Origin of the sequence: Vulcanisaeta moutnovskia 768-28, assembly GCF_000190315.1 — an archaeon.
GTDB lineage: Archaea > Thermoproteota > Thermoprotei > Thermoproteales > Thermocladiaceae > Vulcanisaeta > Vulcanisaeta moutnovskia.
The window spans coordinates 898,370-913,539 of record NC_015151.1 but is presented as its reverse complement, the minus strand read 5'-3'; the positions used below and the strand labels follow the sequence as shown (position 1 = coordinate 913,539).

Genomic DNA, 15,170 nt, shown 5'->3' with positions numbered 1-15,170 from the left:
ATCGTTATCGTAATCATCCACTAATGATAATACCATTATTAATATTAATAATCATTGGCACATTAATCACTACTGCCTCGGCACTATCATCATTACTATCCCTCTACTTCGAAATTAGGTTCTGGAGAGATAGGAAGAATACCAATAGACTGATCAATGATAGTAATTATCCCTGGATCACCGTGATAATGCCCGTGAGAGGTCTGGACCAGAATCTTAGGAACAATATCGCCAGTGTCTTAAGCCAGGACTATCCAGGTCGTAGAAACTACATCTTTGTACTCGATAGTGAGGATGATCCAGCATACGGCATTATTAAGGACTTAGTTAAGGAGTTTAATGTTAAGATCTCAGTGTTAATTAATAGGGGTCGCAGTAAGGGTGAGGCGTTGGCCTTTGCCCTAGATCACGTGGCTAGTGATGTTGTGGTCTTCGTTGATAGTGACGTACTTGTTCATAGGCATTGGCTTAGGGACCTAGTTTCATCATTGATTAATGGCTCGGGCGCCGCCACAACGTATAGATTTTACATACCACTTAGGAGACTTAGCCTCGGATCATTATTAAGGGCTAGTTTTAACATGATTGGCATTACGGCAATGCAGAACCCAGTGGCTAGGTTTACCTGGGGTGGCTCTACAGCGGTTTGGAGGAGAATTCTCGATAAGTGGGGTGTTCGTGATTACCTGCCTTACTATCTGAGTGATGATTATGTAATTACGCACTTCGTACATAGGGAGGGCTTGGCCATAGACTTTGTTCCTGAATCCCTCGTCTTATCTCTCGAGGATATAGACATTAGGGAGGCCTTTACCTGGTCCGTTAGGCAATTGTGGTATGTCAGGGTTTATGGGTTTAGGGGGTTCTTGTTATATGCAGTTTCCTACACATTATATGCTATCACACTACCCATTGTCATATCTCTCTCCATCATTAATACGTGGTTTCTCGCCCTTGGGCTTCTACCCTTTATTCTTGGCGTGATCAAGGATTATGTAAGGATAAGTAGTATTAGGGCGCTTGATCAATTCTATGGCATTAATATAACTAGGAGATATTCAATACTGTTGGCGTTAACCTCAATATTGAATGTATACTTCTCCTGGCTTGCAATAATTAAGACTATGTTCACTAAATCGATTAATTGGAGAGGCCGTGTATTCACGGTGATTGATGCAGTAAGGCTGATGAGAGAGAAACCCCTTGGGTGATCTTTGTGGTTAATGTCCGTGAATCCTTTTGGTCCATGGTTAGGAATCCACAGTTATTGATTAATTATTTGAGGGATCTTGGCATTGATATTAATGAACTTTGCAGGGAGAAACCTATTAGGGTGTTTAACTGCCCGCCAGGTGAGGGTGATGACTTTAGGACTAGGTTTTTTGTGGTTTCGTACATATACCTGAAGGTGCTAAATCAGGAGTTAAGGGAGTTAGGGGATTTAAATATTATTGTTGAGGGCATTAATGAATTAATGAGTGATATCCTTACGGATATGAGGCTATATAATGCACCGTCTGAGTTAATGAACGCGGTGGTATTCCTTATACGTGATGTATTACGTTTATATAGTAGGCACTAATTATTGCTTGCTCTCGGTTACCGCATCCTCAAGTCTTTTCAGTAATTCCTCTAGATCATTTATTTCATCGGCATATAACCTAGTCATTACAATATCCCACCTACTCCTTAATTGGCTTAGTAATTCCTTGGCATCCCTTATTCTCTGCTTAGCCTCATCATAGACCTCGTTATTAATCAATGCCTTAGCCTCACTAAGTAGCTCGCTAAGCCTTAATAGGTCCTCGGGCATGTGAACTGTTGCAAAGGAATAATACTCATTTAGCTGATCCTTATTACTAACTAAATACCTCAGTACCTTTATCGTACCTACCCTCAATAATGATGAACTTAACTCAGTTCGCCCAATATCTATCCCATGGAGCATTAGGTATGTGGCCACGTACATGGGCACCTTAACCCTGGTCCTATTACTAATTGGTATGTGCTCCACGTAATTGGCTATTATGGGACTTATGACCTTTGATATATCCTTTATATGATCATAAACGTACTCTGTTATTATCTTATTAACAGCCTGAACATCATCCATTGTAGCCAATGGTTCCATCCTATCAAGATCCATTCTCAACTCCCAACCCTTTACTATTAACGGCTCAGTATCATCAGGACTAACCCACTCCGTGAACACCCTCAGTGGAAATCTATCATAGAGCGCTTGCAATTCCTCCTCATCCGGAATTCTATTGCTTGCTCCAAAGACGGTCCAGGTCTTTACGGGCACTACCTTCTCACCATCATAGACAACTCTCTCATTAAGTATTGATAATAATGTATTTAATATTGCGCTCGATGCATTAAATATCTCATCAAGCAATGCAAACTCACTCTCGACTATTGAATTTGCATATATCCTCTCTACCTTACCATCCAGAAGCTTGGCTATGTTTATTGGCCCGAGAATCTCCTCGAGATCCGTGAATCTCGTCAACTGCCTATAAAACCACTTGGCATTTAGCAACTTAGATAATGCATACACCAGTGTAGTCTTTGCAGTACCTGGTGGACCAACAAGTAGGTAATTTTCCCTTGATAATGTTGCCATTAATGCGCCGAGAACTTCGTTTTCATATTTAAAGAACATATTATTCAATTTCATATAAACGCTCCTAATCCTATCAAAGTAATTCTCACTCACGGCATAAAGTACTAAATACCAGAATTTAAACGTTGCCATAGAATTCCTATCCCTAATACCTAAGAGAATGCATTTAATTATGAGTCTCTTAACCTAATGATGACAAATTTTATGTAAAATTATAAAGCAAACCTAATGGCTGCTCTATCAATGGACTCAAAGATCGTTGGATGCTGATGAGCAAGTAGGGCTATATCCTTAACCCTAGCATTAACAGCAATAGCTAAAGCAATCTCATTAATTAATAATGAGGCTGCCTCGCCATAAATAACACCACCAATAATTCTCTGGCTCTCCCTCTCAATAATCAACTTGACCCAACCCTCCCTAACACCCATTATTTGCGCATACGCATCATCCTCAAGTGGGTATGAAACGGTTACGTAATTAATACCCCTGGCCTTGGCAGTCTCTTCATTTAAACCCACCATTGCAGCCTCAGGTTCTGTGAATATTGTCATTGGTATTGAGTTGAAGTTAATCTCATAAATGGGCTTGCCGTGGAGTATGTTCCATGCAGCGACTACGGATTCCTTAACAGCAGAGTGATAAAGCATGTACTTACCCAAGACATCGCCTGCGGCGTATATGTTTGGCGCCTTAGTCCTCATTGATGACTCAACCTCAACACGCCCCTTCTCAACAATGCCAAGCCTATCCAAGCCCTCGACATACGGTTTCCTACCAACTGCCATTATAACCTCAGAACCAGTAACATAACCCTTACTACCATCCGGTCTCTCGAATTCAACAATCTTCTGACCACTTTCCTTCTTAATACCAACGACCTTAGAGTTAGTGAATATTTCAACTCCCTTAGATCTAAGCTTTTCCTCAATTCTTGATACAATCTCATTATCCCAACCAGCCAGTATTCTAGGTAGCATCTCAACTATTGTGGCCTTAATCCCCATAGAACCAAGGACTGAGGCAACCTCAACTCCTATATAACCACCACCAATAATCAAGACATCACTAGGAATCTTTCTATAATTTGTCTTATAGCCGAATAATTCCTGGCTACCAATCGTTAAATCAGCACCAGGTACTGGTATTTTTATTGGTATTGATCCTGTAGCTATTAATAGCTGCCTTGCCTCAACATCCTTAGTCCAGGAACCATCAATAGCCTTAACCCTAACCCTATTAGCATCAATGACTTCCGCAATGCCCTTCACAAAATCCACATTCTCATGCTCCTTAATCTCCCTAATATGCTGTAGATACCTAATGTACTGAACATGATCCTTATGATCAATAGCATTCTCCCAAAGAACCCTAACAGCATTTATATCCTTATTACCAACACTATTTAGTATGCCCCTTATCTTCTCCATTAGGTAAATCGTCATATAAACAGACTTAGATGGTATACAACCCTCATAAAGACAATTACCGCCTAAATTACCCTTATCATCAACCATCAAAACCTTAAGGCCACCCTTGCTCAATTCAAAGGCACCGTGATAACCACCTCCTCCACCACCTATCACAATAACATCGTACTTACCTAGCCTTGGTTGATCCTCAAACTCCTGATCGGTGGGTGGAAATACTGGGTATTTCCCAAGCACGAATATGACAAAAAAGTTCTGGATTTATTTGTTTTATAGTCAAAAATATGACTTCCTTTTGATAAGTCTTCATCCATGAAACTCATTAAACGCCTCCAAGCTCCCTCAAAGCCACAACAAGATCCTCAGTAAGAATCCCACTATAAGAACCATAGAGGTACAGACCAAGCGCCACTAACGCCGCTATAACGGTGTCCCATGGGAATGGTATTATTGGCGTCTGGAAGACACTGAACGAACCTAGGAATGATAATATAAACGCTGAAAATATAGTTGCCACAACCCACCAACCAGCCCTCACATGCTTCATTGCGATTTCACGATCCTTAGACGTTGATATAACGTACAGCGTTAATCCGACCGTAGCACCAATCATTATTATTACGTAAGTTACGAAATCAATTATATGAGTAGGCTCCAACTTTAGCATTGTGATCGGTGATGAAGCAGGCCAACCAGTTGGTGCAGCAAATGGCACATATATTAAGTAGTAAGTTGATATAACCAACACTACCCAGTATATCAACCCTGAAATTATTGCCGCAATTCTACTCGCTCCATATCTATTAACTGTTGTATACATATAGAATAGTGGCAACCCAGAGAGTATAAGGGCTGTTGCAAACCATAAGTAGTAGAAAGTAGACCAATAAACAATTAGGAAGGCAGCTATCGTGGCTATTGCGCCAATAATCGAGGCTATGGGTAACTTAATTGGCCTATTGGCATTTGGTGCTGTCCTTCTAAGGGTCATTAATGATGGACCGCTTATTATGTATGTGAATACTGTTGTCGTTGTTATGAAAGATGATATTGCAAACCAGCTCGGGAACGGTAACAGGAATAATAATCCAAGTACTAAGGCCGTTATCATAGGCCATAGTGGAACCTTATACCTATTAAGTTTCAGGAATGCTTGTGGTAGGTGACCATCAGCGGCCATGCCGTAAATTGTCCTCGCCGTCGTACCTATGTAAATCCAGCCAGTGCCTGATGGCGAAATTATGGCATCAATGAGAAGTATCACTGCAAAACCCGCGAGTATTGCTATACCACTCGTGGCCATTATCTCATAGAATGGACCACTACTGAGTACTGAGGAGGATAGGGCTTGCCAATTACCTGGACTAACCTTAGCCGCACTCCAATTGACTGCACCAACGAACGATAACTGGAGCATTACGTATATGAGCATTACAATTACATAACCAAGTATCGTACCCCAAACAACATCAGTTGCCTTCCTAGCCTCACCACTATAGTCAATGCCTTGCCTAAAACCTAGGTAGGCATAGGCTATTCCCGTGGTTGGTATTGCCAGAAAAACAGCAGACCAGCCATATGGTATGAACCCACCAGCTAAGCCCGTATAATTAACCGTATGCATTGCCAATGCCATCAATAGAATGAAGGTCAGTGATGGTATTATTAGCTTCCACCAACCAACAGCCGTATTCGTCTTACCCATAACATGAACACCATACCAATTAAGCAGGAAGAAGAACACTACTAAAACGGCAGCCACCAGGGTGCCTAGTGGGGTTAATAAGCCATTAGACATTAGCTGCGGTAAATAGCTTGACATGTAGGTCACAGCAGCTATAGCCTCAGATGGCGCAACAGTTGTTGCGCTTAAGAAGTAGGCCCAACCCATTATGAATGAGGCAAAGCCACCATGTGTATATTGTGGGTACCTAACAATACCACCACTCTTAGGTAACATACCACCGATTTCAGTGTAGGCAAGGGCTATGAAAACCATTAAGAAACCGGCTATTAACCAGGATAGTATGGCTGCAGGCCCTGCCGTGGCCGCTGCACCAAGCGAACCAAATAACCAACCACTACCGATCATTGCACCGATAACTAAAAACGCGATATCCCATTGACTTAAGGCTCTCCTTAACTGCTTATCACTTTGAACAGCTATCTTTTCACCAACCTCAGGCCCAGCCTCAGGTGGATTCGCCATAGAATTACCTCTATCAAGATCTTTTAAAGTATTTTCTCCGTTATAGAATATACAAAAATCATGAAGATCATGAATATTTTTCTATGTATTAATATATAGATAATGGTTATTAGAAATAGAAAAATTAAAAAAGCAAGGAATTATATTAATTAAATCTACTGAAAAATATACTGGTATATAATGCGCCAAATAAACGACAAAAGATATAAATTATCCCAATAATATAACATTTAAATTTAAATATTGTCTATTCTATATTAATTTAAAAGTATATTGAACTTAATTACAAAAATTAAATAAAATAGTCAAATTATCATTACCATTTAATTTATGAAAAATGAATCAAGGAATATACTAGGTTTTTATGAGCTATTTATGCCTATTTATTCTATTGGCAGTCCCTTCTCCCTTACCTGCCTTAGATCCTTTGTTTCGTAGGCTAGGTTTATGGCTATAAAGTATACTATTAGGCTTAGTATTGCGGCTACTACGTAGTCCCATGGATATGGTATTAACGGCGTTGATAATGGACCTAGCGAGCCTATGTATGATACTATTCCCAATAACACATTGTATATTGGCACCCAGAAGGCAGCCCTAATATCTGGGTGCTTAGATCTGAACCATAGGTATAGTAAGCTTATTACTTGAACCAGGGTTATTAATGTCCAGTAAGCCACGAATGAACCAATCATGCCTAGGCTCGCGAACCAATTCAGGTACCAACCAGCAATTAATAGTGATGAGACTGTCCAGTAAACCACCGCGAACACCACTGATGCGGCACGCGTAAGTTTGATCTCCGACCTATACGGACCGAGAAGCAATAGTGGGAATCCAAGCACAACGCCTGCTATTATCGCGTTAACGTAGGACCAACCAGACCAGTAAATAAGCAGTGATGCAACAATGAAACTAAGTGGGTAGAATATGTACCAGGCAGGTGGGTTAAACGGTCTCCTTAGGTCAGGGGCTATCTTCCTAAGGGCGTGATTGGTTATACCAACCTGCAAATAACCATAAACGGTCATTACCGTTGAATAGGACATTATCGCGTACCATGTTGGAAATGGTGCCATGAATGCAATACCTATTACTGTAGCGACCGTGAGAGCTACCCAGGGTGTTTGGAACTTCCTGTGTATTCGTGAGAAGAACTCTGGTATGTAACCAACCCTGGACATACCGTATACATTCCTACCGCTAGTTCCGACATAAACGGCTAATGTTCCTGCTGGGGATACAGCAGCATCAATAAGGAGCAATACAGCAAGACCCATTAGTATTGGTATGCCGGTTGCCATAGCCTCACTGGCGAACGGATGAGCCTGCCAACTACTCGATGCAAGTGCCTGCCAATCACCGATCTTCACACCAGCTGCTTGCCAATTGACGGCTCCAATAAACGCAACCTCAAGTAATATGTAAAGTATTATAGCAGCTATTAACGCGAGTATTGATCCTAACGGCACATCCCTCTGCGGATTCTTACCCTCACCAGCATACTCAAGGCCCTGCCTAAAACCTTCATACGCCCAGACAATGCCTGTGGTAATCATGCCAGCAAAAACAGCTGAGTAGCCGTATGGTGCGAAACCACCTGGTAACTTACCAATTACATAGTTTGGGTGGAAGTATAGGGCGATTAATAGTATTATTGTTAGGCCAGGTATGAGTATTTTCCAGGCCGTTACCACCCTATTAAACCAGCCAAAAATATTAACACCAATTAATTGAATTGCAAAGAAAAGGAGTATTAATGCCGCAGCAACGACTAGACCAAGTGGTGTTAATACGCCTAGTGTTGAATTCCAGAATTGTGGTACGTAGTAACTGGCGTACTCAATGATTGCTACGGCCTCAACACTGACTGTAGTAATGGCGCCCAGCGTGTATGCCCAGGCCAGTAGGTAATTACTAATTGTTCCATGACTGTAATGATTATACCTAGCCAGGGAGCCACTGAATGGAAAGAGACCACCGAGTTCTGCAAAGGGGAATATCATGAATATAAAGAATATACCTGCTATTACCCAAGATAGGAGTGATGCTGGACCCATGGCGCCGGAGGCGCCAAGTGCAGCGAATAACCAACCACTACCAACCATACCTGTGAACGATAACATGAAGTAGTCAGTCATGGTTAAGGCCCTCCTAAGCCTAACCTGGGATTGTGACGAACCCATTATATCCCTATTTACACGTGAAAATAAAAGCTTTATCCCTTTAATGAAAATAAAAATATCATTATACTCACTAAGCATAAATAAATTAAAGTTTAGGAAATAATAACTGCAAAAGAGTAAGGCGACATTATTCTCACAGTCATAAGATTGAACGCAAACTGGTGCCCCGGCCGGGATTTGAACCCGGGTCACGGGCTTTCTTCGCCTAAGCTCGAGAGGCCCGCATACTTGACCGGGCTATACTACCGGGGCTCGTAATCATTAGAAACACGTCGATTTTTAAGCCTTTTGTTATGGCTGTACATTTTCACTTATTGATTTTAGTTCCTGCCTAATTTGACGCATTTGTCTCCTTATTTTTCTTAGTTTTTTCACTGCCTTTGTTATTTCGGTCTTTGTGTATCCTCTTAGTTTTAATTCCTTAATCAACTCAAGCGACCTCAATTCCTGGTTCTTCAATTCTACGTACTTAAGGATTAATCGTCTTCTTTCTAAATCCCTCATCTTCCTATGGTCTATTTGAGGCCCTGTCTCTATGCCTATTAGTCTCCTCTCCATCTCCCTAAGTATATCCTCCTCACCCATTAAATCATTAAGCACTTTCTCATAATTTATTCCTCCCATGTACTTCCCATACTTACGTATTAACTCATCGATCATAATCCATCAACCTCCTAATTACTCCCTGGCCAATGTATTCCTCCTTAACCTCCTTAATATTATCATTAACCTCCTCAAAATCATTAAATATAACATCCTCATTGTCCTCTACAGTCTCTTCATTATTCTCATAAATCAGGTATTTCTTTGGACTTACATACTTATTTAGAGGAATCCCACTCAATCTTACTATCTCCATAAGTGCATCTTTGCTTAATAATCCATTGGTGTAGAGCCTAATTGCTTCTCGGACTATTTTGTATGATCTATCCTGAAGTTTTATTGATAATTCTCTTAACTTAATTGGCCAGTTTAATTGATAATCAAGGGTTTCCTGAGTTAATTCCCTAACTCTTCTCCTGGCCACGGAATTAGTAATACTATGTTATTAATTAGGTTATTAGTTAAGTTAATGATGTAGTGCTGATTAATAGTTTTAAAGCAGTCCCTTCTCACGTAGGAACTCCCTGAATAGGTCTGTCTTTGTTAACATTGCCCAATCCTCCTTTGGCGTGCTCATGTATTTCTGGAACTCAAGCCAAAAGGCCATGTGCATTGGGTCATATCTACTCTTCAACTTAACATGCTTCAATAACGAACTTGAATTTGCATATTCCTTACCGCATACGGGGCAAATGACCATTGTCTTGAACCCTGGAAAGCCTCCTTATTAATTTAGTGGTTAGCCTAATTATTAATGATTCAAGCGGTTAATGAAAATATTTATTAATAATTAATGAGATATACCTTAATTAGTTTTAATATTTTTATTTATTATTAAATATTATTTAAATTTAAAATAATTAGAAAATCTTAATTACCAGGGAAAGAAGGAGCGCCACTATTACTAATCCAAGTAGTGATGTCCAGCTCATCTTTACGGCTTGATCGGGTCTATACCTGCCGTATACGGATCTCGTGAATACCATTATCATCATTACAATGTATGTTTTTATACCAAACCATATTGCATATGATAAGGCTCCAAGAGGCGGTATGTATGGTCCCGCCCAACCATCTAGGAACAATATGACCATTAGTAGGTTTAGTACATATAGTTTTTCATAGCTCATTGTCATCACCAAGCCATACACAATACCACTATACTCTGTGTATGGACCCAGTACTATCTCGGTATCGGCTTCAGGTATTTCGAAGGGGAATCTTGATGTTGCCATGAGTGTGGCTATTAGGAAGGCAAGGAAAGCCAGTGGGTTTGCTATTATGCCTGGCAAGTGTGTTACTTGCCAATTAACAATCTTGAATGGATCTGCCGTTCCATATACTAGAAGAATTGCCACCACTGATAGTATTAGGACCACCTCATAACCAGTGTACAGTAATGCCTCCCTTACGGTGCCTATGTACGTGAACCTATCATTACTAGCCCAACCAATTAGTATTATCCCTATATTGAATAGTGTTATTAGGGCTATGGCTATTAGCACATCATAGCCTGTGTATATGCCGTAAATTCCATTAACGACTCCATTAGATTGAATAGGTCCAATTGGTATAAAAAACACAGGTAATGTGGATAGCATGAATACAATTGCTGGCGCATGGATAAAGTAATTCTTGTCTGCATGCATTGGTACCACAAATTCCTGGAACATATACCTGAATAAGTCAGCGAAGGGCTGGAGAAAACCACCTATGGGCCTTGAAACCTCGAGCGGCCCAATCCTCCATTGAACCTTGGCCGTTAACTTTCTCTCGAACCATATTATATAAATTATAGCTATCAGAACCGAGACTAATCCAGGTGCGAAGAGTAGGTCGAATATTGGTCTCCAGAGTATTAGGTGTACTATGATGTTTATTATGGGTACGTGGTTTAGGAAATTAATTATTGGCCATAGGAATGGTATATTAACCTCAGGCCTTGTCAGTATGTATTGGATTATTGAATAAAGTAACTGAATTGCAGATGAAATTATACCTGATACCCAACTGATTGCCCAGCCAATTATTGATAATATTAACTTCATGCAAGTAACCCAGCATGGTTAAGGACCTCAATTATTTTAAGTTTAACCCGGTCAATGATCCTAACCAAAGAATGAATCCAGGGTTGATTCCCTCCTTTTACCCATAGCCTTCCTAAGCCTCTCTATCGCATTCCTAACCCTCTCCTCATTGAAGTCATGTTCATGCACTAAGAACTCAATTATTCCTCTCTCGTCCGATTGCCTAAATTCTATGGCATAGTTTGGGTTATATGGTGGATTTAGAAAATAGTCACGTATCTTTAGTGGATCCATTGGGAATTGCGCATTCTTTAGTGGTCCCTGAAGTAACTTCTCAAGACTCCCAAACTCCTGAATTAGCTTAAGGGCTCTTTGTGGTCCGATACCAGGCACACCATCTGGATTTAGGTCTGTACCCAGTAGAACAGCTAAATCTATTAGTTGTATTCTATCCTTAAGCTTCAATGCCCTAAGTATCTCATTCAATTCAATTATTTCAGGCCTGATCTCCACATACTCATCCTTATTTGGTAACTTCCTACGCCCAGTTATGGCAAGGTTCCTAACTAGCCTGGGTGCTCCAAATAGTAATGAATCATAATCCTGACTACCAGCGGCCCATGCCTTACCTTCCTTAGCTATAACCGCTGCCTGGGCCTCACCATCAGCCATAGCCTGAACCACGGGTATTCCCATTAATACCAGGAGTTTCTTCGCGTCTTCAACCATATCATCAGTAAGAAATAAGGCCCTTTGTGCGTATTTTCTTGCCTCCTCTCTCTTACCTTCCTCAAGCAATTTAACCCACTTATCCATAGCCTCTTCTCTAACTCTTCTCCTTCTTACAATTTCAAGAGTCTTCTCCTCGGGTGGTTTTCCATCAAATACATATACAGGCCAGATTCTATTCTCAAGGAAGTTTATTGTTCGGTATAGGAGACCACTTAGGTGACTTGTAATTCTTCCCTTAGTATCCATGAGGGGTGTACCATCGGGTTGCCTAATTGATGCGAGGAATTGATAGAGAGCATTATAGGCATCCATCGCAATAATTCTATTTGATAATTGCATGAAATCTACAGCCTTTCTAATACTATCAGGTATCAACTTACCAAGTTCAGTAACGCCCATTTAGGTAACCCAAGTTAAATGGTGAAAGACCCCTTTATCTCTTTTCCCTAGTTTTTACTAATCCTTAACTACCCTTATATGGTATGTCACACCATCCTTCCTAACAATCTTCTGAGTAATTATTAACCTACTGAGCTCAAGCTTCATGAGTGCCATTAAAACCTCCTTCTCCGTAATATCAGGATACCAAGCTCTTAAGGCTTGTATTAAGTCATTAAACCATATGTCATTCTTCTCCCTTATTAAATCCATAATCAATGCCTCGATAGGTACTGGCCTTCTCATAATTACTAAGTCACGGTAATTACTAAAACATAGTTTTAATTTTTATTCTATACGTAAAGTGTCGGAGCCCTTTGTCTCTCACGTGACAATGTCTGTTTCATTCTCTCGTACCAAGCCTCATAGAACTTAATCATTTCAGGTGTTATTGATGGTTTAATCTTCTTCATTGCATCAATGAAATGCTTCATAGAGACTTCCCCAGCACCATTAATCTCCCTCATGGCTAATAAACCGGCTTCCCTAGTGAGTATTTCAATATCCGCACCCGTATACCCCTCTGTCATTTTAGCCAATTCCTCTAGGTCTACGTCCCTTGCCAACGGCATATTCTTGGTATGTATCTTAAGTATTTCGAACCTAGCCCTTAAGTCAGGTGGTGGTACATAGATTATCCTATCAAATCGTCCTGGCCTTAGCAGCGCTGGGTCAACAATGTCAGGTCTATTTGTTGCTGCTATTACAACCACGTTATCAAGCCTCGACACACCATCCATTTCAGCCAGTAATTGAGCCACGATTCTGTCCATTGCAGGTGAATCCTCTGCATAACCTCTTGCTGGTGCTATTGCGTCTATTTCGTCGAAGAATATTACGCATGGTGCTGCCATTCTTGCTTTCTTGAATATTTCCCTGATTGCCCTCTCACTCTCCCCAAACCACTTACTCAGTATTTCTGGACCCCTAACAGCAATAAAATTCGCATTCGACTCCGTAGCCACAGCCTTAGCCAACAAAGTCTTACCAGTACCAGGAGGACCAAACAACAAAATACCCTTAGGCGGCCTAATTCCCATCTTCCTAAACCTCTCAGGGTACTTCAATGGCCATTCAATGGCCTCCTTAAGCTCCTGCTTAACCTCCTCAAGGCCACCAATGTCACTCCACCTAACCTTTGGAATCTCAATGTGGATCTCCCTAAGCGCGCTAGGCACTATCTCCCTCATTGCCTCAAGGAAATCATTCATCGATACCTTAATCTTCTCAAGATCCTTCCTAATCTCCTCATCCTCCTTATTAACATCTAAAATACCCGATTGAAGAGCCTTTCTTAAAGCCCTCATTGCAGCCTCCCTAGCCAATGCAGCAATATCAGCGCCTGTATATCCATAGGTTACTTCAGCAAGCTTCCTTAAATCAACATCCTTAGCAAGGGGCATATTCCTTGTATGCACCTGGAGTATTTCGTACCTACCCTCGGTATCTGGCGGATTAATCCAAATTTCCCTGTCGAATCTTCCTGGTCTTCTTAGTGCTGGGTCTACGGCCTCTGGCCTATTGGTTGCTCCTATTACGATTACCTGGCCTCTCTCCTGCAAACCATCCATTAGAGTCAATAATTGCGCCACTATTCTTTTCTCGACCTCGCCCGTGACCTCCTCTCTCTTTGGTGCTATGGCATCAATCTCATCAATAAAGATAATAGCAGGAGCATTCTTCTTAGCCTCCTCAAAAATCTCCCTCAACTTAGCCTCAGACTCACCATAATATTTCGAAACAATCTCAGGACCATTAATGGCTATGAAATATGCATTAGTCTCAGTGGCAACAGCCTTTGCTAGTAAGGTTTTGCCAGTACCAGGAGGTCCTATGAGAAGAACGCCCTTAGGAGGCTCAATGCCAAGGTACTCAAATATTTCAGGGTGTTTAAGTGGTAACTCCACAAGCTCTCTAATCTTCTCCTTGGCCTCCTTTAAATCGCCAATATCCTCCCAAGTAATCCTTGGTATATTTATATTCTCAACAGGTTTTTCGTAAATCATTAGGTTAGTGTCCTCATCAATAAGGACAGGGGCATCATTGGGTTTAGCCTGCACTACCTGGAATGTTAGTGGTTGACCAAGAACCTGGATCTGCACAAGATCTCCCTCCATCAGTACATAGTCCCTAAGCTTCTGCTTAGTATATTGAACGAAGTTCTGATCAACACTAATCGTCATGTTAACGGGCGCTAACTTAACAATGCTGGCCTTCTTTGCATCAACCTTCTTAACCCTGACCTTCTGGTCAATCTCCACATTGGTGTTCTTTCTAATAATGGCATTCATCCTAATGATACCCTTACCCTCATCCTCGGGAAGTCCGTACCAAACCTTGGCCGCAGTCCTCCTCTTACCCTCAATGAGTAATATCATTCCTGGCTCAATACCGTAATTCCTCATAACCTCAGGGTCAACCCTAACAATGGGCCTCTGGGCATCCCTTTGCTTCGCCTCCTTAACTACCAATTCAATCCATTCATCAGCATGACCACCCTCTATCATATTCTCACCACTTTATTTCTCCGTAGAATTAAAAAACTTATTGCGTTATTAATTTTCGCTTATCATTTATTTTTAGGCAAAATTAGAAACCAAGTCTCGTGAAATACTCAAGTTCGATGCTTCCAATTCCTTCTATCCCACTTAATATGTTCTCAACCTCATCACTTGAGTGCTCTTCTGACTCCTCGGGCATCCTTATGTAGACCCTAATAGCCTTTATCCCAAAGCCTATGTCCTCCTCATCAACCTTATCAACCCTATACTTAGGTTCAAGGGCTTTCTTTATTTCATTTTTCAACTCCTCGTAATTAACATCTGATTTACTTGGAGTAACCCTATAGATCAGGTATACCTCTGCCATAGTAATGACGCGGTAGAATTAAGTATTTATTAACCCTTCTAAGGACGGAAC

At 41.0% G+C, this 15,170-nt stretch carries 14 protein-coding genes and 1 tRNA gene; 2 read left to right on the top strand and 13 right to left on the bottom strand.

Going from position 1 to position 15,170, the window contains the following annotated elements:
* Positions 1-23: 23 nt before the first annotated feature.
* Together VMUT_RS04910 and VMUT_RS04905 are read left to right on the top strand one after the other, a co-directional pair.
* Positions 24-1,211 carry a glycosyltransferase family 2 protein gene (locus VMUT_RS04910; RefSeq protein WP_013604322.1) on the top strand — a complete coding sequence of 396 codons (1,188 nt, stop codon included), beginning with the start codon at positions 24-26 and terminating at the stop codon, positions 1,209-1,211.
* A gap of 5 nt (positions 1,212-1,216) precedes the next feature.
* The gene (locus VMUT_RS04905; RefSeq protein ID WP_237699720.1) at positions 1,217-1,582 is read left to right on the top strand and encodes a hypothetical protein; all 366 of its coding nucleotides are present in this window, start codon (positions 1,217-1,219) and stop codon (positions 1,580-1,582) included.
* Here the strand turns inward: VMUT_RS04905 and VMUT_RS04900 are convergent, their stop codons facing one another.
* The 13 genes from VMUT_RS04900 to VMUT_RS04840 all read right to left on the bottom strand — a co-directional run bounded on the left by VMUT_RS04900 (position 1,583) and on the right by VMUT_RS04840 (position 15,119).
* Positions 1,583-2,758: an AAA family ATPase gene (locus VMUT_RS04900; protein ID WP_013604320.1), complete on the bottom strand. Its 1,176-nt coding sequence runs from the start codon at positions 2,756-2,758 to the stop codon at positions 1,583-1,585.
* Positions 2,759-2,838: 80 nt separating this feature from the next.
* The gene (locus VMUT_RS04895) at positions 2,839-4,293 is read right to left on the bottom strand and encodes a dihydrolipoyl dehydrogenase (RefSeq protein WP_013604319.1); all 1,455 of its coding nucleotides are present in this window, start codon (positions 4,291-4,293) and stop codon (positions 2,839-2,841) included.
* Positions 4,294-4,378: 85 nt separating this feature from the next.
* The gene (locus VMUT_RS04890; protein WP_013604318.1) at positions 4,379-6,265 is read right to left on the bottom strand and encodes an APC family permease; all 1,887 of its coding nucleotides are present in this window, start codon (positions 6,263-6,265) and stop codon (positions 4,379-4,381) included.
* Positions 6,266-6,648: 383 nt separating this feature from the next.
* Positions 6,649-8,451 carry an APC family permease gene (locus VMUT_RS04885; RefSeq protein ID WP_193387207.1) on the bottom strand — a complete coding sequence of 601 codons (1,803 nt, stop codon included), beginning with the start codon at positions 8,449-8,451 and terminating at the stop codon, positions 6,649-6,651.
* A 159-nt stretch (positions 8,452-8,610) separates the two neighbouring features.
* Positions 8,611-8,703: transfer RNA gene (locus tag VMUT_RS04880), tRNA-Glu, on the bottom strand.
* Positions 8,704-8,742: 39 nt separating this feature from the next.
* Positions 8,743-9,111, bottom strand: a complete 369-nt coding sequence (locus tag VMUT_RS04875) for a guided entry of tail-anchored proteins factor 1 (RefSeq protein ID WP_013604316.1) — start codon at positions 9,109-9,111, stop codon at positions 8,743-8,745.
* Positions 9,101-9,478 carry a hypothetical protein gene (locus tag VMUT_RS04870; protein ID WP_013604315.1) on the bottom strand — a complete coding sequence of 126 codons (378 nt, stop codon included), beginning with the start codon at positions 9,476-9,478 and terminating at the stop codon, positions 9,101-9,103. Before VMUT_RS04870 ends, VMUT_RS04875 begins: the two co-directional genes overlap by 11 nt.
* A gap of 69 nt (positions 9,479-9,547) precedes the next feature.
* The gene (locus VMUT_RS04865) at positions 9,548-9,754 is read right to left on the bottom strand and encodes a hypothetical protein (protein ID WP_013604314.1); all 207 of its coding nucleotides are present in this window, start codon (positions 9,752-9,754) and stop codon (positions 9,548-9,550) included.
* A gap of 160 nt (positions 9,755-9,914) precedes the next feature.
* Positions 9,915-11,102: an NADH-quinone oxidoreductase subunit NuoH gene (gene nuoH, locus VMUT_RS04860; RefSeq protein ID WP_013604313.1), complete on the bottom strand. Its 1,188-nt coding sequence runs from the start codon at positions 11,100-11,102 to the stop codon at positions 9,915-9,917.
* 60 nt (positions 11,103-11,162) lie between these two features.
* Positions 11,163-12,212: a flap endonuclease-1 gene (gene fen, locus VMUT_RS04855; RefSeq protein WP_013604312.1), complete on the bottom strand. Its 1,050-nt coding sequence runs from the start codon at positions 12,210-12,212 to the stop codon at positions 11,163-11,165.
* A 57-nt stretch (positions 12,213-12,269) separates the two neighbouring features.
* Positions 12,270-12,497, bottom strand: a complete 228-nt coding sequence (locus VMUT_RS04850; RefSeq protein ID WP_013604311.1) for a hypothetical protein — start codon at positions 12,495-12,497, stop codon at positions 12,270-12,272.
* Between the two features lie 47 nt (positions 12,498-12,544).
* Entirely contained in the window at positions 12,545-14,758 is a 2,214-nt protein-coding gene (locus VMUT_RS04845) for a CDC48 family AAA ATPase (RefSeq protein ID WP_013604310.1), read from the bottom strand.
* Between the two features lie 82 nt (positions 14,759-14,840).
* Positions 14,841-15,119 (bottom strand): elongation factor 1-beta, encoded by a 279-nt coding sequence (locus tag VMUT_RS04840; RefSeq protein ID WP_013604309.1) that lies wholly within the window; start codon positions 15,117-15,119, stop codon positions 14,841-14,843.
* Between the last annotated feature and the right edge of the window lie 51 nt (positions 15,120-15,170).